A 20,928-nucleotide genomic window follows, 5' to 3' on the forward strand; every position below is an offset into this window, starting at 1 on the left:
CCGAAGCCGAACCACGTACAGACGGTCTGTATTTTCCCCGAACAGTAAGGCTCAACGGAGGCCGTAACGCCGTAACAGTTCGTCCATGCGCCCGTCCTCGCGAAAGCGCAGCAGCCCCTGCTCGAACAGCCGTGCATAACGCGCGCTATCAGCCAGCCCTGGGGCGAATGCCAGGTAGATGGGTATATCTGGCTGACGGCAACCCACTTCGACGACATCGCCGTGCAGATAGTGTTCACCGAGCAACGCCTGCATCACCCAGGCATTTTCTACCAACACATCGATGCGATCGTGACGCAGCTTGCGCAAATTGCTCTGCAGCGCGCGGTCGCCAGTCATCAGTTGCACCCGAGCCAGGTCATGGTGCTCGCGCAGATACAGATCGAGTTCGGCGCCATAGCTGTAGCCGTTGATCGCGCCAAGACGTACGGCCTGCAACGACTTCAGCCCCTGGTAACGCCAGGTTCCGCCGCGCAGAGCGTAGAAGCACATGCGCGACACACCGGGAGCCGTGGGCGTGAAGATGAAGTCCGGCGCATCCTGCACCCCGGCGCCGATCAACGCCCCCAGCTTGCCGCGCCGGGTATCGTGCACCGCACGCGCCCAGTTGATGACGCGGTACTCCACCTCGATGCCGGACTCGGCAAATATCTGCTCGGCCAGCTCGACAAAAATGCCGCTTTGCTCGGCATCAGCGGCACAGTTGATCGGGCACCACAGATCACCGGCGATCACCAGTTTCTCGGCCCGTGCCAACCCACTGCCAAGCAGCAGCAACAGCAACACGCAAGCGCCGCTGCGTCGCCACAGAGCGTGCCGCTTCACGCTTCGCTGCGCACCCGTTTCACCGCATCCAGCCAACCGGCATAGAGACGCTCGCGATGCGCCTCGTTCATTCGCGGCTCGAAACGCTGCTGCCGATGCCAGTGGCTGGCGATGGTGTTGAGGTCCTGATACAGGCCGAGCTTAAGCCCCGCCAGGTAGGCGACGCCGAGCGCAGTAGTCTCGGTGACCTCGGGACGCTCGACGCTGACGCCGAGGATGTCGGCGAGAAACTGCATGACCCAGTTGTTCTCCACCATGCCGCCGTCGACACGCAGCGCGCTGGGCGCCGCAGCACCATCCTGGCGCATGGCTTCGAGCAGGTCGCGAGTCTGGTAGCACACCGATTGCAGACCGGCGGTGACGATCTCCTTGATCCCGGTGTCGCGGGTCAGGCCGAAGATGGCACCACGTGCCTTGGGGTCCCAATACGGCGCGCCCAGGCCGGTGAAAGCCGGTACCAGATAGACGCCGCAGGCTTCGCCGGTCGCTTCGGCCAACGCCTCGCTCTCGCGCGCATGGCTGATCAGCTTGATACCGTCACGCAGCCACTGCACCGCCGCGCCAGCGACGAAGATGCTGCCCTCCACCGCATAGGTGACCTTGCCATCGAGGCGGTAGCCGACCGTGGTCAGCAGGCGATTCTTCGAGCTCACCGGCTGATCGCCAGTGTTCTGGATCATGAAGCAGCCGGTGCCGTAGGTACTCTTGACCATACCCGGCTCGAAGCAGGCCTGGCCGATCAAGGCTGCCTGCTGGTCGCCCGCCATACCCAACACCGGGATGCTGGCGCCGAGCAGTTCGCTGTCGGTGTGACCGAACTCGGCAGCGCAATCGAGCACTTCGGGCAGCAGGCTGGCGGGGATTTCGAACAGCTTGAGCAGCTCCTCGTCCCACTGCTGGGTATGGATATTGAACATCAGCGTGCGCGAGGCATTGCTGGCGTCGGTGCGATGCACCTTGCCATCGGTCAGGCGCCACAACAGGAAGCTGTCGACGGTGCCGAAACGCAGCTCGCCGCGCTCGGCCCGCTCACGGGCGCCGGGTACGCTCTCCAGGATCCAGCGCAGCTTGGTGGCAGAGAAATAGGGGTCGATCAGCAGGCCGGTCTTGGCCGAGACCATCGCCTCATGTCCTTGATCCTTGAGCCCGGCGCAGTAGTCTGCGGTACGGCGATCCTGCCAGACGATGGCCGGATGGATCGGCGTGCCGCTGACGGCATCCCACACCAGGGTGGTTTCGCGCTGATTGGTGATACCGATGGCGGCGATCGCTTCCGGCTGCAAGCCACTGCTGGCAATCGCATCGCGGCAAACCTTGAGCGTGGACAGCCAGATTTCCTGTCCATCGTGCTCGACCCAGCCATCCTGCGGAAAATACTGCTTGAACTCCTGCTGGGCACGCGCAACCGGCAATCCCTGGGCACTGAAGATGATGGCACGGGAGCTGGTGGTACCCTGGTCAATGGCTAGCAGGTATTGGGTCATGCAAGATTCCTTGTTGTTATCGGTAACGTTCGCTGCTGTTGACCGCAGAGTGGCTTGTTTTTACTGGCAGCATACTGCGCGGTTCAGGCTTTGCCGATAGCGGCGAACTGTCCCTGGGTATGCTGGGCCAGGGTCTCGGCCGAGAGTTCCAGTTCCAGCCCGCGCCGGCCGCCGCTGACGTGAATGGTTGGGTGCTGACGTGCCGATTCGTCGATAAACGTGCGTAAGCGCTTCTTCTGCCCCAACGGGCTGATGCCGCCGACCAGATAACCCGTGGCGCGCTGCGCGGCGGTCGGGTCGGCCATATCGGCTTTCTTGACACCGGCCGCTGCGGCCAGCGCCTTGAGATCGAGACTGCCGACCACCGGCACCACCGCCACCAGCAGTTCGCCTTTCTCGGACGCCGCGAGCAGGGTCTTGAACACGCACTCGGTCGCCAGACCGAGCTTTTCCGCCGCTTCCAGCCCATAAGACGGCGCCTTGGGGTCATGCTGATAGCTATGCACACGGTGTTCGGCCTTGGCCTTCTTCAACAGATCGATTGCTGGAGTCATGTTCGAATGTGAAAACGCTGTGAAAGATACCCTACATTAACAGGCCGAAATCCTCCGTATCTACAGCCTATAATGGGTGACCCTCACAGGAAGCGCTCATGAATCTCGCTCCCCGCCAGCACGACATCCTCAACCTCGCCCGCGAACGCGGCTACGTCAGCATCGACGAGCTGGCTCAAGCGTTCGCCGTTACCCCACAGACCATTCGCCGCGATATCAACCAGTTGGCCGAGCACGGTCTGTTGCGCCGCACCCATGGTGGCGCGGCGTGCGAATCGTCGAGCATTCAGAACACCGCCTACGGCATGCGCGCCGGGCAGATGCGCGAGGAAAAACAGCGTATCGCTGAAGCCGTGGCGGCACAGATCCCGGATAACGCCTCGCTGTTCATCAACATCGGCACGACCACCGAGGCCATCGCCCGCGAACTGCAGAACCACAAGGGCCTGAAGGTCATCACCAACAACCTGCACGTCGCCGCCCAGCTCAGCGCCAAGGCCGACTTCGAAGTGTTGGTAGCCGGCGGTACGGTGCGCAGCGACGGCGGCATCGTCGGTCAGGCCGCGGTGGATTTCATCCAGCAGTTCAAGGTCGATTACGCCATCGTCGGCATCAGCGGTATCGACGACGATGGCAGCCTGCTCGATTTCGACTATCAGGAAGTGCGGGTTTCCCAGGCCATCATCGACAACGCTCGGCAGGTTCTGCTTGCAGCCGACTCCAGCAAGTTCGGCCGCAACGCGGTGGTGCGCCTGGGCTCAATCGCGCTGGTCGACCGCGTCTTCACCGATAGCGCGCCTTCTGCAGCCATCATCCGCCTGCTGCACAGCCACAAGGTCCAGCTCGACCTGGTCTGATCAGCGCGGTTAGCAGGTACTCACGTAGGGCGGGTGAAACCCGCCAACATGCCGATGGCGGGTTACACCCGCCCTACGACTGATCCCCTTTGTGCATGACCGCCCAGCGCGCCGGGCTAGCGAAACTGCGCATTTTCGTCTAGCATATTTTCGAAAGTGAACATAAACGCATTCGAATCCAATAGCCGAGCGTGCCACATGCCCCATGACCAGTTCGCCAGCCCCGTTGCGGAAGTCTATGACCTCGCCGTCGTTGGCGGTGGTATCAATGGTGTGGGTATCGCCGCCGATGCAGCCGGTCGTGGCTTGTCCGTGTTCCTTTGCGAAAAGGACGACCTGGCCAGCCACACTTCCTCTGCCAGCAGCAAGCTGATCCACGGCGGTCTGCGCTATCTGGAGCACCACGAATTTCGCCTGGTACGTGAGGCGCTGGCCGAGCGTGAAGTGCTGCTGGCCAAGGCGCCGCATATCGTCAAACCGATGCGCTTCGTTCTGCCGCACCGCCCGCACTTACGCCCGGCCTGGATGATCCGCGCCGGCCTGTTCCTCTATGACCACCTGGGCAAGCGCGAGCGCCTGCCGGCTTCGCGTGGCCTGCGCTTCGGCGCCGGCAGCCCGTTGAAAGCAGAGATCAGCCGCGGTTTCGAGTATTCCGACTGCTGGGTCGACGATGCTCGCCTGGTGGTGCTCAATGCCATGGCCGCACGGGAGAAAGGCGCGCATATTCACCCGCGCACCCGCTGCGTCAGCGCCCGACGCAGCAAGGGCCTGTGGCATATCCATCTGGAGCGCAGCGACGGCAGCCTGCTGTCCATTCGCGCCCGCGCCCTGGTCAACGCCGCTGGCCCCTGGGTCGCGCGCTTCATCCGTGAAGACCTCAAGCAGCAATCGCCGTACGGCATTCGCCTGATCCAGGGTAGCCACATCGTCGTGCCGCGTCTGTATGACGGTGAGCAGGCCTACATCCTGCAGAACGAAGACCGTCGCATCGTCTTCGCCATTCCTTATCTGGAGCGCTTCACCCTGATCGGCACCACTGACCGCGAATATCAGGGCGACCCCGCACAGGTGACGATAACCGCCGAGGAAACCGACTATCTGCTCAAGGTGGTCAACGATCACTTCACGCAACAGCTCAGCCGCGACGATGTGCTGCACAGCTTCGCGGGCGTGCGACCGCTGTGCGATGACGAATCCGATGAGCCGTCGGCCATTACCCGCGACTACACCCTGTCGCTCTCCGGTGCGCCGGGCGAAGCGCCACTGCTTTCGGTGTTCGGCGGCAAGCTGACCACCTATCGCAAGCTGGCCGAGTCCGCCATGCAGGAACTGGCCGCGCATTTCACCAACCTGGGCCCGAGCTGGACAGCCACCGCCCCGCTCCCCGGTGGCGAGGTTCTACAAGGCCAGAGCGCTCTGGTCGAAGCGCTCTGCGAACGCTATGGCTGGCTGCCCACCAGCCTGGCCAGACGCTGGGCCACCAGCTATGGCAGCCGTACCTGGCGCCTGCTCGATGGCGTACACAACCTTACCGACCTCGGCGAACATCTCGGTGCCGGGCTTTACACCCGTGAAGTGGAATACCTGCGCCGTGAAGAATGGGCGCGCAGCAGTGCCGACATTCTCTGGCGGCGCAGCAAACTGGGCCTGTTCATGACCCCGGTGCAACAGGCCCGACTGCAGGACTACCTGAACAGCCGCGACCCGCATTCGGCTCACGCCGCCTGAATTCTGCGTGCCCCATGCCCCGCCTGGCGGGGCTTTTTTATGGGCACGAAAAAATAAAATATCGACGTCACTTATCCATTTCAGTCAGCGCAGAACTTTCAGTAACTTTTTTATTACATTGATTCAATAACTTGGCGCCGTGATGCGGAATAAAAACATTCTTATTCAGTTTTATTTTTACTTATGTTTCAACTACTTAAGTTTGACATAAGAGAAAACCAGGCCGAAAATTCGAGGTCATCACGGTCATTGAAGCAGCAGGAGCGGTCATGAAAGGCGACAAGAAGGTCATTCAACACCTGAACAAGATTCTTGGTAACGAACTGGTCGCCATCAACCAGTACTTCCTGCATGCGCGCATGTACGAAGATTGGGGCCTGAAGAAACTCGGCGAACACGAGTACCACGAGTCCATCGACGAGATGAAGCATGCCGACAAACTGATCAAGCGCATTCTCTTCCTCGAAGGTATTCCCAACCTGCAGGACCTGGGCAAGATCCTGATCGGTGAAAACACCAAGGAAATGCTCGAGTGCGACCTGAAAATCGAGCACAAGGCACACGGTGACCTGAAGGCAGCCATCGCCTACTGCGAAAGCATCGGTGACTACGCCAGCCGCGAGCTGCTCGAAGAAATCCTCTGCTCCGAAGAGGATCACATCGACTGGCTGGAAACCCAGCTCAGCCTGATCGAAGCCGTCGGTCTGCAGAACTACCTGCAATCGCAGATGGACGAATAAGTCCGACCTGCTCGACGGAAAACGGGAGCCACTGGCTCCCGTTTTTTATAGCTACAACGAACGTTTTGGGAGGGCTTCAGCCGCGATAGCGAGTCGCCGCTGAAGCACCTCCCACAACTCAACGCGCCTCGTTCTCCCTGACCCGGAACCACGCTGCATACAGTGCCGGCAGGAACAGCAGGGTCAGCGCCGTCGCGACCACCAGACCGCCCATGATGGCCACCGCCATCGGCCCAAAGAACACGCTGCGCGACAGCGGAATCATCGCCAGCACCGCTGCCAGTGCAGTGAGCACGATGGGGCGGAAGCGGCGCACCGTGGCCTCGATGACGGCGTGCCAGCGATCCAGCCCGCTGCTGATGTCCTGTTCGATCTGATCGACCAGAATCACCGAGTTACGCATGATCATCCCGGCCAGGGCGATGGTGCCGAGCATGGCGACGAAGCCGAACGGCTGGCGGAAGATCAACAGGAACAGGGTGACGCCGATCAAACCCAGCGGTGCGGTGAGAAACACCATCGCCGAGCGCGAGAAGCTCTTCAGCTGCAGCATCAAAAGCGTCAGCACCACCACGATGAACAGCGGCACACCCGCATTCACCGACTTCTGCCCGCGAGTTGAGTCTTCTACCGTACCGCCCACCTCCAGCAGATAACCATCCGGCAGCTCGGCGCGGATCGGCTCAAGCGTCGGCAGGATCTGCTGGGTCAAACTGGCCGGCTGCTGCTTGCCATACACATCTGCACGCACGGTGACGTTAGGCAGGCGATTGCGGTGCCAGATGATGCCTTCCTCGAAGCCGTATTCCAGCGTCGCCACCTGCGACAGCGCTACGCTGCGACCGCTGTCGGTCGGCACCGCCAGGCTCGGCAGCAGGCTTAGCGCCTTGCGTTCCTGCGGCGTACCGCGCTGAAGAATCTCGATCAGCTCATTGCCCTCACGGTACTGGCTGACACTGGTGCCGGACAGCGAGCCCTGCAGGAAGCGCGACAGCTCGGCGGTATTGACCCCCAGGGCACGGGCACGATCCTGATCAATATTGAGGATCACGACCTTGCTCGGTTCTTCCCAGTCCAGATGCACGTTCACCACATGCGGGTTCTCGCGCACCTTGTCCGCCACCTGACGGGCCAGGGCACGCACCTCATCGATATGCTCACCGCTGACGCGGAACTGGATCGGGTAACCCACTGGCGGCCCGTTCTCCAGGCGGCTGACGCGGCTGCGCAGGGTCGGGAACTCGTCGTTCATCACACGGATCAGCCAAGTGCGCAGGCGCTCGCGCTCCTCGATGCTCGAAGCCAGCACCACGAACTGAGCGAAACTCGCCGCCGGCAATTGTTGATCCAGCGGCAGGTAGAAACGCGGGGAGCCGGTGCCGACATAGGCCACGTAGTTGTCGATGCCGGACTGCTCCTTGAGCAGCTTCTCCAGGCGATGTACTTCGGCTTCGGTAGCGCTCAGCGAGGCGCCCTCCTCCAGCTTGATGTCGACCATCAGCTCCAGGCGCCCGGAGGCCGGGAAGAACTGTTGCGGCACGAAGCGGAACAGCAGCACCGAGGCGACGAACAGCGCAATGGTCAGCAGGATCACAACGCCACGACGGCGCACGCACCACTCCACCGTGGCGCGAACACGGCGGTAGAACGGCGTCGAATAAGGGTCATGGCCGCCTGCGCTGCCTCCGTGTTTGGCCGCGTGCAGCTTGGCCAGATCGGGCAGCAGCTTGTCGCCCAGATAGGGCACGAACATCACCGCCGCGATCCATGAAGCGATCAGTGAAATGGCCACCACCTGGAAGATCGACCGAGTGTACTCGCCCGTACCGGACTGCGCGGTGGCGATGGGCAAGAATCCGGCCGCGGTGATCAGCGTGCCGGTGAGCATCGGGAAAGCCGTGCTGGTCCAGGCGAAACTGGCGGCTTTGAAGCGGTCGTAGCCCTGCTCCATCTTGATCGCCATCATCTCCACCGCGATGATCGCATCGTCCACCAACAGACCGAGGCCGAGCACCAGCGCGCCGAGAGAAATCTTGTGCAGGCCGATGCCCAAGTAGTACATGGCGGCAAACGTCATCGCCAGCACCAGCGGAATCACCAGCGCCACCACCAGGCCGGTGCGCACACCCAGGGAGAAGAAGCTGACCGCGAGCACGATCACCAGCGCCTCCACCAGCACCTTGACGAACTCGCCCACGCCAGTTTTCACCGCCGCCGGTTGATCCGACACCTTGCGCAGCTCCATGCCCAACGGCAGCGTCTGTTGCAGGCGGGCGAACTCACCCTCCAACGCCTTGCCCAGCACCAGAATATCGCCGCCGTCCTTCATCGCCACGGCAATACCGATGGCGTCCTCGCCCATGAAGCGCATGCGCGGCGCGGGTGGATCGTTGAAGCCGCGCTTGACCTCGGCCACGTCGGCTATGCGGAACGTACGATCGGCGACGCGAATGGGGAAATCGCGAATTTCCTCCACCGACTCGAAGCGCCCGGTCACACGTAGTTGAATTCGCTCGCTGGGCGTCTCGAAGAAGCCGGCAGCCGCGACCGCATTCTGCGCCTCCAGCGCCTGCTGTACCGCCGACAACGGCAGGCCGAGGGTCGCCAGTTTGGTGTTGGACAATTCGATCCAGATTTTCTCGTCCTGTAGCCCCACCAGTTCGACCTTGCCCACATCCTTGACCCGCTGCAGCTGCAGCTGCAGGCGGTCGGCGTAGTCCTTGAGCACCGCGTAGTCGAAACCGTTGCCAGTCAGCGCATAGATATTGCCGAAGGTGGTGCCGAACTCATCGTTGAAGAACGGCCCCTGAATACCGGGCGGTAATGTGTGGCGAATGTCGCTGATCTTCTTGCGCACCTGATACCACAGCTCGGGAATCTCGGCGCTGCGCATGGAGTCGCGTGCCATGAAGGTGACCTGCGATTCGCCCGGGCGGGAGAAGCTGGTGATACGGTCATACTCACCGGTCTCCATCAACTTCTTCTCGATGCGCTCGGTGACCTGGCGCGATACCTCTTCGGCGCTGGCGCCCGGCCAGTTGGTGCGAATCACCATGGCCTTGAAGGTGAACGGCGGGTCTTCGCTCTGACCCAGCTTGGTGTAGGACAGCGCACCAACCACGGCGAACAGCAGCATGATGTAAAGGACGATCTGGCGATGGCGCAGCGCCCAGGCAGACAGGTTGAAGCTCATGCGGGCTTACTCCTTGGCTGCCAGTTCGACGTTGCGATTGTCCCGATCGACCGGGCGTACCTGCTGGCCCTCGCGCAGAATCTGCACCCCGGCGGCGACCACCCAATCGGAAGCGGCCAGCCCCTCCAGCACCGGCACACGATCATCACCATAGGCGCCGACACGGACCGGACGGCGTTGCACGATGTGCTCCTTGGGATCGACGACCCAGACGAACGACTGGCCCTGCTCGGCGCTGAGTGCCGACAACGGCACAGCCAGCGGCACCTCGCCATTACTGGCGATGAATACCCGCGCGCTCTGTCCCAGCTCGGCCGGCACCTTGCCTTCGGTGAACGCGACACGGGCGGCGAAAGTGCGTGATTGTGGATCGGCCGCTGGCGCCATCTCGCGGATGCGTCCGGGGAAACGCTGATCAGGCTGCGACCACAGTTCGACCTCGACCACCTGACCTATCTCGAAACGACCGAAGCTCTGCTCCGGCAGGCTGATCGACACCTCGCGTTCCCCATCGGCAGCCAGGGTGAACACCGTCTGCCCCGCCGCCACCACCTGCCCCACCTCGACCGCACGGCGGGCGATCACGCCGTCCTGCGATGCGCGCAGCACGGCGTAGTCGGTCTGATTGCGGGCCACGTCGTATTCGGCCTGGACCTGCTTCAGACGCGCTGCGCCAGCACGGTACTGATTCTCGACGTTATCGAACTGCGAGCGGCTGACCAGGTTGCGCCCGAGCAACGCCTTGTAGCGCTCACGCTCGGCGCGCACGGTCTGCAGGTTGGCCTCTGCCGCCGCCACCTGCGCGCGGGTGGCTTCCAGCTGCAGGCGCACGTCCTGCGGGTCCAGTTCGGCCAGTGGCTGATCCTTCTTCACCCGGTCGCCGACGTCCACCATGCGCTTGCTCACCTTGCCGGCGATCCGGAAGGCCAGCTCCGGCTCGTAACGTGCGCGCACCTCGCCCGGATAGCTGTCGACCAGCGCAGTAGCCGGCTGCGGCTGCACCACCATGGCAGGACGGATCGGTTGCTCCACCTGCTCACCGTTACCGCAGGCAGACAGCAGAGATACGAGAGCCAAAGACGCAACAAGCGGGAGAACGTGGCGGGACATGTGTAAGACCTTTCGGAGAAGGTTTGGAATATTTGTACTGGCGGGTATAGTAAAAATAGCAAACTCGCCAGTCCAGTATTAAAATCCGCCAATGCCTGACAAGTTGTTACAACCTTCCGGCCCCGGCCGTCCGAAGGATCCCGCCAAACGTCGTGCCATCCTCGAGGCAGCCAAGAGTCTGTTCCTGCGCAACGGTTACGACGGCAGCAGCATGGACGCCATTGCCGCTGAAGCAGGCGTTTCCAAGCTCACGGTGTACAGTCACTTCACCGACAAGGAGACCCTGTTCTCTGCGGCGATCAAGGCCAAGTGCGAGGAGCAGCTTCCCGAACTGCTGTTCGAACTGCCGGATAACGTGCCGCTGGAGAGCCAACTGCTGGGCATCGCGCGCGGCTTCCTGGCACTCGTCAACAGCCGTGAATCGGTAGAAATGCACCGGATGATGGTGAACCTGGCCAGCCAGGGCTCGAAGCTGTCGCAGCTGTTCTACGAAGCCGGCCCGAAGCGGGTGCAGGAAGAGATGGAAGTGCTACTGCACAAGGCTGCCGGGCGCGGCCTGCTGAGCCTGGATAATCCGCATCTGGCCGCCGATCACTTCTTCAGTCTGCTCAAGGGTGGCGCGCATTTCCGCCTGCTGATCGGTTGTGGCGAACCGCTGGAAGGCGAAGCCGCCGAGCATCACGTGCAGGACGCCGTGCAGCTGTTCCTGCGTGCCTACCGGTCCTGAACCTACAGCGCTCTATGCGCCGGCTTCCAGCTTCTTCTTCGGATAGATGTCATAACGACTGGACTTGCCTTCCAGCACGTAGCCTGGCTTGCCACCTTCGATTACCGGGGCCTTGCGCGGGCGCTTGACCACCACGCGATGAGTGGCCAGCGCCAGCGCCGCCTCGAGCAACGCCGGCGCATCCAGGTCATCGCCGACGAACGGGCGGAACAGACGCATTTCCTTCTTAACCAGCGCACTCTTGTCGCGATGCGGGAACATCGGATCGAGGTAGATCACCTGCGGCGCCTCCCCCTGCCAGCTGCGCATCAGCTCGATGGCGTTACCGGTCAGCAGACGCATGCGCGCCACGATGGGCGCCACGTCGAGGTTCAGCGCCGCACGCTGCAGACCGTCCTCGAGTAGTGCCGCCACCAGCGGCTGGCGTTCGATCAGGGTCATCTCGCAGCCCAGGCTGGCCAGCACGAAGGCATCGCGCCCCAGCCCCGCCGTCGCATCGAGAATTCGTGGACGAACGCCTGACTGTACGCCGACGGCTTTAGCAATCATCTGCCCACTGCCGCCGCCGAACTGACGTCGATGCGCTGCAGCTCCCTCGACAAAATCCACCCGTACCGGGCCGGGCGCCTTGTCGCCCAGCTCCACCAGTTGCAGCCCATCGTCGCCCAGCTGCAGGGCGAACTCGGTTTCACCCTCGAGCGGTAAGCCCAGGCGTGACGCCCATCGGGCAGCCGCTTCGGCGTACTGAGGATGCAAGGCTTGGATGCGGATGCTGGCGTTATGCCGCTCGTCGGTCATTGGCTCGTTCTGCTCAAAAATCACTCAAAACATCGACCGCGCGGCCGATATCGAAGAAGCGGCATTCTGCCAGACCCGGCCGCCAACAGCCGCATCGAGAGTGAACATGTTCGACGCCCTCTCCGCACCACGCCCAAGCAGCAGCTCCGCCAGCCGTCGCCCTCTCGATGAAGAACTCGAAAGTGTGGCGCACGAATCCATCAACTATCAGATTCTGCGCCGCACCCTTGGGATAGGCGACGAACAGAAACCTGGAGAAATTGCCCGCGAGCTGCAGCAGGCAACCGAGCCACCTGCCGTGTCCAGCCCTGCAGCCGCCGTCAGTCAGGCAGTGAGCGACCAACGCGGCATGGAGCTGAATGTCAGTGCCGGACAAGCGCCCCAGCAGGTCGACCCGCTGGTGCTGGATCTGGCCGGCAACGGGTTTTCCACCAGCGGTCTGAGCCGCCCGGTGAGCTTCGATCTGGACGCCGATGGACGCATGGACTCGATCAGCGTACCCACCAATGACGATGCGCTGCTGGCGCTGGATCGCAATGACAACGGACGTATCGACGACGGTCGCGAGCTGTTCGGCGATCAGCATGGCGCTGCCAATGGCTTCGCCGAACTGGCGCGCTTCGACGATAACGGCGACGGACGTATCGATGCGGCCGATGCAGTGTTCGACCAGCTGCGCCTGCTGCGTTTCGATGCCCAGGGCCGCCAGCAGTTGCAGACACTCGGCGAAGCAGGCGTCAGCGCCATTGACCTGCGCGCCCGCGACGTCAGCATCGCCCTGGGCGCTTATGACCGGATCGCACAGTTGGGACAGTTCGAATTCGCCGATGGACGCAGCGGGCAGGCGGCCGATCTGCTGTTGGCAAAACGCTAGTCGCGCCATGCCCGCATGCCGGTGGGGTGCGCCATGCGTACCGGAAATACCGCAGTGCCTGATCGGTGCGCACGGCACACCCTACGCACAGCCGCCCGACCGCCAGTTGACCTGTGGCGTACTGCGCTAGCGGCACATCCGCCACATACCCATATCCACATGAAAGTGATCGCGGTGGGCGGTGTTGTAGTCCGGCCCCAGCGTCAGGTTGAAATGGTCGCAGGCCGCTTCCTGCACCAGACGCAGAAAGCGCGCCTTGTCGCCCTGCCCCGGCCAGTCACGCAGCACGCTGATGTGCTGGCCGTCGCGCAGACGGAAGCCGACCATATCCAGCGCGTTGGCATAGGAATGCTGACTGGGCCGCTGACTACCGGCAATGCTGCGACAGGCGAAGCTGCCGACATGCTCGACGCGGGTCACCGGCTGACCGAACACCGCTTGGGCAGCCGGCTGCAGCCCATGTCGCTCGAACAGGGCAAAACTCACCGCCAGCGGGCAGGTGGCCATGAAGCTGCTGCTCAGGCCAACGCTGGCACCCTGGATGCGCACGGCGTTCTCCACCGGGCAGCCTGGGTGTGGCGTGCTGTCGGCCAGACGGATGAAACGCAGCCCGGACGTCGCCAGCGCCAGGTCGCACAACTCGCGATCGTCACCCAGACGCCAGAGCTTGAAAGGGGTCAGCAGATTCGGCGTCTCTCGAACATCCAGCGGCGCCCAGGGGTTGAAACGCGGCGCTACATCCAGCCATCCACGCCACAACGCCACCAGTAGCGCTGCGCCCAGCAGCAGGGAGAGCAACAGCAAGCGGCCGATTATCCGTATCAGCATATTCATCCTCCATCAGAGCAAGCCGAGCTGCTCCAGTTCCGGTTCCGTGTGCAATACCGGCAGTTCGGGCAAGCCTGGCAGCCGCAGCATCAGTTGTTCATGAAACCGCCGCGCCAGCTCCGGCGCCAGGCGGTTATCCGAGGTGTGCGCGAATACGTAGGGAGACAGCCCCTGCTCGATCCAACCGGCGACCTTGTCCAGCCAGGGCAACATGAAGGGGTCGTTGGCCAGTAACCTGGGATGACCGATGAAGCGCAACTGCGGGCCCTGACTGAACGCAGTGGGCCGAGTCGGCAGGCGCGGTTTCTTCCCCTGCGCATGCAGCACGGCGGGCTCCTGCGAATCGCAGCTGAACAGCGCACGCGAATCCAGGCAGATACGCTCGATACCACGCTCGTGCAGCAGGCGATTGAGCACGCGCTCGGCATCGCCCTTGGCGAAGAATTCCGGGTGGCGCACTTCTATCGCCAGAGACCAGTCACCCCAATGCTCGATGAACGCCGCCAGCTCCGCCAACCGCGACGGTCCGAAGCTGGCCGGCAGCTGCAGCCAGTAAGGCGCTACCCGTTCGCCGAGCGGCGCCAGCAACTGGCGAAACTGCATGACCCCATCCAGTTGCTGGCAGAGATCCTCGCTATGACTGATGTCTCGCGGCAACTTGGCGCAGAAGCGAAAGTGCGTCGGCATCGCCTGTACCCAGCGCGCCACCGTTTGCTCGCTGGGCCTGGCGTAGAACGTCGTGTTGCCTTCCACCGCGTTGAACACCTCGGTGTAGCGGCTGAGAAACTCGGCTGGCCGGGTATCCTGCGGATACAGCGTGGCTCGCCAGGCAGCTTCGCTCCAGGACGGACAACCAAGGTAATAGGGAAGCGCAGCGCTCATCGATCTGTTTAGCGGACCTGGCTGAGAGGGCGTGAAACGGGGTTACGCGTAGAGATCGAGCCCGAGCACTTCCTGCGCATCGTACTCGCTGGCGTAAGCGGCGGTGGTGCTGTAGCTGGCCAGCGCCTGAGCGGCACGGTTGCTCAGCGCAGGCTGTTGATAACCGAGGTCCTGCGCACGGATCGGCAGGCTATCGGTGTTACTGCTGCTGGCCTGCACACGGCGAATCTGCGGCGTCTGCTCCAGACCCTGGCTGCTGGCCGGCGCAGCCGGCTGTTCGCGCTGAGCCTCGACCTCCCGCTGCGCCTCACGATAGGGCGTGACCGCGGTGCCCGAACGGGGGCCGCGATCTGGCGAGTAGGAAGGTAGGTAACCGTCGATCCGCATCTAGGACTGCTCGGTGGGCTCGGCTGAACAAGGGACAGTGCTGGCAATGTAGCGGCGGGCATCGTCCTTGGCAAATGCCAAGGGGATTCTGACGCCAGGCATCCGACCAGTTGTCATGCCGGCGGCGCTTTCGGCGTGGCGACCTGGTCACGCAGGTACACCGGCTGCGCCTGATCAGCGGGCACCGCCTCACCACGCGCCCAGGCAAAGCGGGCCAGGCTCAGCAAGTCTTCGGCATGTGGCAGCATGCTGCCATCCATGCTCGTTGGCGTGAGGGCGATACGCGCGGCGAAGGTGCCCCAACCGGTGCCGGCGCCGAACCACTCGCCCTCGCTGCCACGCGGCGCCTCGGCTTGCTCCGGCGGCAACACTGCCTCCTGACCGAGCAGACGCATCTCGCCAGCCTCGGCGCGGTAGCAGCCCCAATAGACTTCGTCCATGCGTGCATCGATGGCGGCTGCGACCTGGGTCGCGCCCTGCTCACGCAGCGCACGCTGAGCCAACACGGCCAGATTGGAGACCGGCAGCACCGGTCGATCCAGGGCAAAGGCCAACCCTTGCACCACGCCGATGGCGATGCGCACACCGGTGAATGCACCCGGGCCACGGCCGAAGGCGATGGCATCCAGCGCCGATGCGGCGATACCCGCCTCTCCCAGCAGTTGCTGAATCATCGGCAACAGGCGCTGCGCGTGCATGCGCGGGGCGACTTCGTAGTGGCTGAGCACGCGACCATCGTGCAGCAGCGCGACGGAGCAGGCTTCGGTAGCGGTATCGAGGGCCAGGAGAGTGGTCATTGCATTCGGCCAGCTGAAGAAAAAGAGCCGGCATTAGACCGGCTCGACAACATTTTTTCCAGCGCCATGACGGCGCCTGACTTGCGCAGAGCGACCGACGGAGATCAGCGCCGCCTTACCAGGGCTCGACTACCGGCTCGGCATCCCAGCCTTTGAGCGGCGCCTTGGACCAGGTGCCGTAGCTGGCATTGGGGAACACGATCCACTCGACGCCCCACTTGTCCGACTCTTCGGCAACGGTACTGCGCTGTGCGTCGAGCGGTGTCTTGCGAAAACGTGCGTCGAAATCATGCAGCGTGTCACCCAGCAGCAGGATGATCTGATGATCGGCGCTGACGATTGCGCGGCGCTCGACCTTGGGCGGCCCGAGCAGCAGCACGCTCTCCTCCGACACCTGCGGCAGACCCAGCTTGCTCAGCGTCGCCAAGGTGTACTTCTTCTGCTCGTCGGCGCGGTCGGAGATGTAGCGGATGGTCACGCCGAGCCTGTCGGCATGCTCGAGAAATTTCTTCGCACCGGGGATCAGTTCGGGGGTGCCGTCACGCTCCCAGGGCAGCCAGGTGTCCCAGGCGTCGTACGGGTGACAGTTGGCCAGATCGCGCGCTAGCAGCACGCTGTTGTCGATCACGGTTTCATCGAGGTCGGTGACAATGGCCAGCTTCGATGGATCCTTCGCCGCCGCCACAGCCTTGTCGAGTTTCTCCGTGGCAATATTGTAAGCCTGCAACTGCAACGCCTGGATTTCCGCGGACTGCTGCTGAAAGCGCAAGCCCATGGTGAATTCGGTGACGGAGCAATCCGTCGCGGTGTCGGCAAGTGCCAGCTCAGTCGCCAGCAGCGATACCGCAAGGCCCAGCCAGATGCGTTTCTCGGTCATTGAATGCCCTCTTCCTTATAGGTTATCGACACGCCCCGACGCAGGCCGAAGGCTGCATCGTCGATACTAGCCGGCACACATTGCTCGGCCATGCTTGAGAGCGACCTGAACGTATCAGGTTCCATAAACGAACAAGGCCCCTTGCGGGGCCTTGTCATGATGACAGCTGGCGATCTGGACTCAGTCCAGAGCAGCCAGAGTCTTCGCGGTGATCTCTTCAACGCTGCCGACACCCGGAATATGGCTGTATTTCGGGGTACCGGATGCAGCGGAGAGTTTCTGATAGAAGTCCACCAGCGGCTTGGTCTGCGAGTGGTAGACGGACAGGCGATGACGCACGGTTTCTTCCTTGTCGTCTTCGCGCTGAACCAGCTCTTCACCGCTGATGTCGTCCTTGCCGGCAACCTTCGGCGGGTTGTACTCGGTGTGGTAGACGCGGCCGGAAGCCGGGTGAACACGGCGGCCGGACAGACGCTTGACGATTTCCTCGTCTTCCACAGCGATTTCAACCACGTGATCCAGAGCGACGCCAGCATCACGCAGCGCTTCGGCCTGCGGAATGGTGCGCGGGAAACCATCGAACAAAAAGCCATTGGCACAATCGGCCTGAGCGATGCGCTCCTTGACCAGATTGATGATCAGGTCGTCGGAGACCAGACCACCAGCGTCCATCACGCTCTTGGCCTTCAGACCAAGCTCGGTGCCAGCCTTGACCGCAGCACGCAGCATGTCGCCAGTGGAGATTTGCGGAATGCCGAATTTCTCGGTGATGTAGCGAGCCTGGGTACCTTTGCCGGCACCGGGCGCCCCCAGCAGAATCACGCGCATCGATGTGCTCCTCAAGAGTTATGTAGTAATCGGTCGGACTCGCCTCGTGGGGCCAATCTCTTGAATGTAGTGCGGCAGCCGTAGCGGCCAAAAGGCTGCTCAAGATACACAGCGCACCCCAGGCGCACAAGCCGCCAAAAGTCGGATAAAAACCCTCCTCCCGGCGGCCTGGACCTGCTTCGCAGCGCAGGTCAGGCAGTTGTCCACCAGCGCCCGCTGCCCTTCACCCCGTGTTGCGCAAGCCCGCTGCAATACCGGCAACGCTGACCAGCAAGGCCTGTTCGAGAGGGCTCTCCGGCGCCTGTTCACGTTGCCGGCAGCGCGCCAGCAGCTCGGCCTGCAACAGATGCAGCGGGTCGAGGTAAGTGTTGCGCACGCTGATCGATTCCAAGGTTTCCGGATTGTGCGCAAGCAGACGCGACTGGCCGGTCAGTTCCAGCACGGCAGCGCACGCCTGCGACAATAGGTCGCGTAACTGCGCACCCAGCGCCTGCAGCGAGGGTTCGACCAGGCGCTCGTCATACAGGGCAGCGATATTGGCGTCTGCCTTGGTCAGGACCATTTCCAGCATGTCGATGCGCGTACGGAAGAACGGCCATTGTTCGCGCATGCTTTTCAGCAGCTCAGCATCACCGCCTTGCAGGGCTTGTCCCAGGGCCTGCTCCCAGCCGAGCCAGGCCGGCAACATCAGCCGCGTCTGGGTCCAGGCGAAGATCCACGGGATCGCCCGCAGACTCTCCACACCACCTTCGCGCCGCTTGGCCGGGCGACTGCCCAGCGGCAAGCGGCCGAGTTCCTGCTCCGGCGTGGCCTGGCGGAAATATTCGACGAACTGTGGATGCTCGCGCACCACCCCGCGATAGGCCTTCACGCCGACATCGGCAAGGCGATCCATCATCGTCCGCCAGCTCGGCTCCGGCGCTGGTGGTGGCAGTAGCGTGGCTTCCAGCACTGCTGCGAGATAGAGGTTGAGGTTCTGCTCAGCGATATCCGGCAGGCCGAACTTGAAGCGGATCATTTCCCCTTGCTCGGTGGTACGGAAACGCCCCGCCACCGAGCCGGGCGGTTGCGACAGGATGGCCGCGTGAGCAGGGCCACCACCACGGCCGACGGTGCCACCACGACCGTGGAACAGCAGCAGTTCGACCTGATGCTCGCGACACAGACGCACCAATTCCTCCTGGGCACGGTACTGCGCCCAGGCAGCGGCGGTTGTACCAGCGTCCTTGGCCGAATCGGAATAACCGATCATCACTTCCTGCGGACCATGCAGGCGCGCACGATAGCCGGGCAACCCCAGCAGGCGGTCCATGACCGGCCCGGCGTGATCCAGATCGGCCAGGGTTTCGAAAAGTGGCACCACCCGCATCGGTCGGCGCAACCCGGCCTCTTTCAGCAGCAGTTGCACGGCCAGCACGTCGGAGGCGGCGCCGGCCATGGAGATCACGTAGGAGCCCAGCGATGCGGCAGGCGCAGCAGCTACCTCACGACAGGTGGCGAGCACTTCGGCAGTATCGGCCGAGGGGCGATAGTCGCTTGGCAACAGTGGCCGGCGGTTTTCCAGCTCGCGCTGGAGAAAGCTCAGGCGCGTCTCCTCGTCCCATTCGGCGTAGCGACCGAGGCCCAGGTAATCGGTGATTTCCGACATCGCCGCAGCGTGCCTGGCGGAATCCTGGCGAACATCGAGGCGGACCAGAAACAGGCCGAAAGTGGCTGCTCGACGCAGGCAATCGAGCAGCGGACCATCGGCGATGACGCCCATACCGCAGGCATGCAGCGACTGGTAGCAGAGCTGCAGCGGCGCCAGCAGATCATGATTGTCACGTAACACTGCAGCACTGGGCGCCACCTCGGAAGTGAGCGCCTGCTGCGCCCAACTGCGCGTTTCGCGCAGACGCTCACGAAGCTGCTTGAGCAATGCGCGGTAGGGTTCGGCACTGTCGCCTACCTGCGCGCGCAGTTCGTCACTGGCCTGCTGCATGGACAGCTCCGCAGCCAGATTGTCGACGTCACGCAGGTAGAGATCGACGGCCATCCAGCGCGCCAGCAACAACACCTCACGGGTCACGCGCGCCGTGACATTGGGGTTGCCGTCACGGTCGCCGCCCATCCACGAGGCGAAACGAATCGGCGCAGCCTCCAGCGGCAGACGCAGGCCGGTAGCGGCCTGCAGGCTCTGATCGGCGCGGCGCAGGAACTGCGGCACCGCCTGCCACAACGAATGTTCGATGACCGCGAAGCCCCATTTGGCCTCGTCCACCGGGCTGGGCCGGCTACGACGGATTTCCTCGGTGTGCCAGGCCTCGGCGATCAGCCGCTGCAAGCGCTGGGCGATGCGTTCACGCTCGGCTGGCAACAGGTCGCAGTGATCCAGTGCGGTCAGTTGCGCCGCAATGGCATCGTATTTCTGGATCAGCGTACGCCGCGCCACTTCGGTGGGGTGCGCAGTCAGCACCAGTTCGATGTCCAGGCGCCCCAGCTGGCGCGCCAGTTCATCGCCGCTCTGTCCGGCGGCGAGCAGGCGTTCGAGCAGTTCGTCGAACACGCGCAACTCGAACGGCTCGGGCTCACCGGCACGGCGGCGACGCACACGATGCTGCTGCTCGGCGATGTTGGCCAGGTTGAGAAACTGATTGAAGGCCCGTGCCACCGGCAGCAGTTCGTCGTCACCCAGATCGCCCAAGGTGCTGGTCAACTGCTCGGCACCCGCCGCAGAGCCACGACGACCGGCTTTGGCCGACTTGCGTATGCGTTCGATCTTGTCGAGAAACTCGTCGCCTAGCTGAGTGCTGATGGTGTGCCCGAGCAGCTCGCCGAGCAGGTGCACCTCTTCACGCAGGCGCGCATCGATTTCCGCCATGTCGCACTCCTTATCCTGTTCAGTGTCAACAGAGTGCACAGCACGCCAACTTCTTACAAGGGTGCGACGCGTACCCAGGCAGGCATGCGTGCTGGGACTAGGCTTACTGACAGGCGTAGTGGATGCGCTAGCCGGCATCAGCTGCGCCACCCGTGAGGAGTGACGACATGAGAATTCGCGAACTGGCAAAACACTGGGAACAGAATGCCAAGGGGCACCTGACCCCGACCCGTTATCACATTCATCTGGATGTCGAGTCGGCCGCTCGCCTGGCGGCGCTCACCGAGATGTACCCCAAGCATCACAGCGAGGAACTGCTCGGCGAACTGATCGGCGCAGCGCTCGAGGAACTCGAGGCCAGCCTGCCCTACGTGCGCGGCAACAAGGTGGTGGCACTGGACGAACAAGGCGACCCGCTGTACGAGGACATAGGGCCCACACCGCGCTTTCTGGCGCTGTCGCGTAAATACTTGCGTGAGCTCAGTGAAGCAGACAAGGGTAAGAGCCACTGATGCTGGGAAGGCGCTCATTCGTTCGATATATCGTTCAACGCCGCTTGTTCAGAGTCTGAACGCCGAA

At 63.0% G+C, this 20,928-nt stretch carries 19 protein-coding genes; 6 read left to right on the forward strand and 13 right to left on the reverse strand.

Features of this window, described 5'->3' with window-relative positions:
- Positions 1-51: 51 nt before the first annotated feature.
- The 3 genes from H3221_RS17465 to ybaK all read right to left on the reverse strand — a co-directional run bounded on the left by H3221_RS17465 (position 52) and on the right by ybaK (position 2,863).
- Positions 52-825: a substrate-binding periplasmic protein gene (locus H3221_RS17465; protein ID WP_196475866.1), complete on the reverse strand. Its 774-nt coding sequence runs from the start codon at positions 823-825 to the stop codon at positions 52-54.
- A complete protein-coding gene (glpK, locus tag H3221_RS17470) occupies positions 822-2,309 on the reverse strand; it encodes a glycerol kinase GlpK (protein ID WP_196475867.1) in 1,488 nt (495 codons plus the stop codon). The genes H3221_RS17465 and glpK overlap by 4 nt, the downstream gene beginning before the upstream one ends.
- A gap of 83 nt (positions 2,310-2,392) precedes the next feature.
- Positions 2,393-2,863, reverse strand: coding sequence for a Cys-tRNA(Pro) deacylase (ybaK, locus tag H3221_RS17475; protein WP_196475868.1), 471 nt, complete (start codon positions 2,861-2,863; stop codon positions 2,393-2,395).
- Between the two features lie 98 nt (positions 2,864-2,961).
- On the opposite strand from ybaK, the gene H3221_RS17480 reads away from it, so the two are divergent.
- The 3 genes from H3221_RS17480 (at position 2,962) to bfr (ending at position 6,188) form a co-directional block, all read left to right on the forward strand.
- Positions 2,962-3,720, forward strand: a complete 759-nt coding sequence (locus tag H3221_RS17480) for a DeoR/GlpR family DNA-binding transcription regulator (RefSeq protein WP_196475869.1) — start codon at positions 2,962-2,964, stop codon at positions 3,718-3,720.
- Between the two features lie 198 nt (positions 3,721-3,918).
- Positions 3,919-5,448 (forward strand): glycerol-3-phosphate dehydrogenase, encoded by a 1,530-nt coding sequence (gene glpD / locus H3221_RS17485; protein ID WP_196475870.1) that lies wholly within the window; start codon positions 3,919-3,921, stop codon positions 5,446-5,448.
- Between the two features lie 269 nt (positions 5,449-5,717).
- The gene (gene bfr / locus H3221_RS17490) at positions 5,718-6,188 is read left to right on the forward strand and encodes a bacterioferritin (RefSeq protein WP_003462607.1); all 471 of its coding nucleotides are present in this window, start codon (positions 5,718-5,720) and stop codon (positions 6,186-6,188) included.
- Between the two features lie 118 nt (positions 6,189-6,306).
- Here the strand turns inward: bfr and H3221_RS17495 are convergent, their stop codons facing one another.
- Positions 6,307-9,381: an efflux RND transporter permease subunit gene (locus H3221_RS17495; protein ID WP_196475871.1), complete on the reverse strand. Its 3,075-nt coding sequence runs from the start codon at positions 9,379-9,381 to the stop codon at positions 6,307-6,309.
- 6 nt (positions 9,382-9,387) lie between these two features.
- Positions 9,388-10,491, reverse strand: coding sequence for an efflux RND transporter periplasmic adaptor subunit (locus H3221_RS17500; RefSeq protein ID WP_196475872.1), 1,104 nt, complete (start codon positions 10,489-10,491; stop codon positions 9,388-9,390).
- A gap of 91 nt (positions 10,492-10,582) precedes the next feature.
- On the opposite strand from H3221_RS17500, the gene H3221_RS17505 reads away from it, so the two are divergent.
- On the forward strand, positions 10,583-11,218 hold the full coding sequence (locus tag H3221_RS17505; RefSeq protein WP_196475873.1) for a TetR/AcrR family transcriptional regulator: 636 nt from the start codon (positions 10,583-10,585) through the stop codon (positions 11,216-11,218).
- Between the two features lie 12 nt (positions 11,219-11,230).
- On the opposite strand, the gene H3221_RS17510 is transcribed toward H3221_RS17505, so the two are convergent.
- Complete coding sequence (locus H3221_RS17510) at positions 11,231-12,016, reverse strand: class I SAM-dependent methyltransferase (RefSeq protein WP_196475874.1); 786 nt, start codon at positions 12,014-12,016, stop codon at positions 11,231-11,233.
- A 106-nt stretch (positions 12,017-12,122) separates the two neighbouring features.
- On the opposite strand from H3221_RS17510, the gene H3221_RS17515 reads away from it, so the two are divergent.
- Complete coding sequence (locus H3221_RS17515) at positions 12,123-12,890, forward strand: hypothetical protein (RefSeq protein ID WP_224490664.1); 768 nt, start codon at positions 12,123-12,125, stop codon at positions 12,888-12,890.
- 126 nt (positions 12,891-13,016) lie between these two features.
- On the opposite strand, the gene H3221_RS17520 is transcribed toward H3221_RS17515, so the two are convergent.
- The 7 genes from H3221_RS17520 to ppc form a co-directional block, all read right to left on the reverse strand.
- Complete coding sequence (locus H3221_RS17520) at positions 13,017-13,718, reverse strand: extensin-like domain-containing protein (protein ID WP_196475876.1); 702 nt, start codon at positions 13,716-13,718, stop codon at positions 13,017-13,019.
- A 12-nt stretch (positions 13,719-13,730) separates the two neighbouring features.
- Complete coding sequence (locus tag H3221_RS17525; protein WP_196475877.1) at positions 13,731-14,600, reverse strand: DUF72 domain-containing protein; 870 nt, start codon at positions 14,598-14,600, stop codon at positions 13,731-13,733.
- 42 nt (positions 14,601-14,642) lie between these two features.
- The gene (locus tag H3221_RS17530; RefSeq protein WP_192982982.1) at positions 14,643-14,987 is read right to left on the reverse strand and encodes a hypothetical protein; all 345 of its coding nucleotides are present in this window, start codon (positions 14,985-14,987) and stop codon (positions 14,643-14,645) included.
- Positions 14,988-15,100: 113 nt separating this feature from the next.
- Positions 15,101-15,784: a tRNA (adenosine(37)-N6)-threonylcarbamoyltransferase complex dimerization subunit type 1 TsaB gene (gene tsaB / locus H3221_RS17535; protein ID WP_160019795.1), complete on the reverse strand. Its 684-nt coding sequence runs from the start codon at positions 15,782-15,784 to the stop codon at positions 15,101-15,103.
- A gap of 115 nt (positions 15,785-15,899) precedes the next feature.
- Positions 15,900-16,661, reverse strand: a complete 762-nt coding sequence (locus H3221_RS17540) for a 5'-nucleotidase, lipoprotein e(P4) family (RefSeq protein WP_196475878.1) — start codon at positions 16,659-16,661, stop codon at positions 15,900-15,902.
- A 180-nt stretch (positions 16,662-16,841) separates the two neighbouring features.
- A complete protein-coding gene (gene adk / locus H3221_RS17545) occupies positions 16,842-17,489 on the reverse strand; it encodes an adenylate kinase (protein WP_017675094.1) in 648 nt (215 codons plus the stop codon).
- Between the two features lie 223 nt (positions 17,490-17,712).
- Positions 17,713-20,349, reverse strand: a complete 2,637-nt coding sequence (gene ppc, locus H3221_RS17550; protein ID WP_196475879.1) for a phosphoenolpyruvate carboxylase — start codon at positions 20,347-20,349, stop codon at positions 17,713-17,715.
- 167 nt (positions 20,350-20,516) lie between these two features.
- On the opposite strand from ppc, the gene H3221_RS17555 reads away from it, so the two are divergent.
- Positions 20,517-20,861 carry a pilin assembly protein gene (locus H3221_RS17555; protein WP_196475880.1) on the forward strand — a complete coding sequence of 115 codons (345 nt, stop codon included), beginning with the start codon at positions 20,517-20,519 and terminating at the stop codon, positions 20,859-20,861.
- Positions 20,862-20,928: the final 67 nt, after the last annotated feature.

This window comes from Pseudomonas chaetocerotis (assembly GCF_015712105.2).
GTDB lineage: Bacteria > Pseudomonadota > Gammaproteobacteria > Pseudomonadales > Pseudomonadaceae > Aquipseudomonas > Aquipseudomonas chaetocerotis.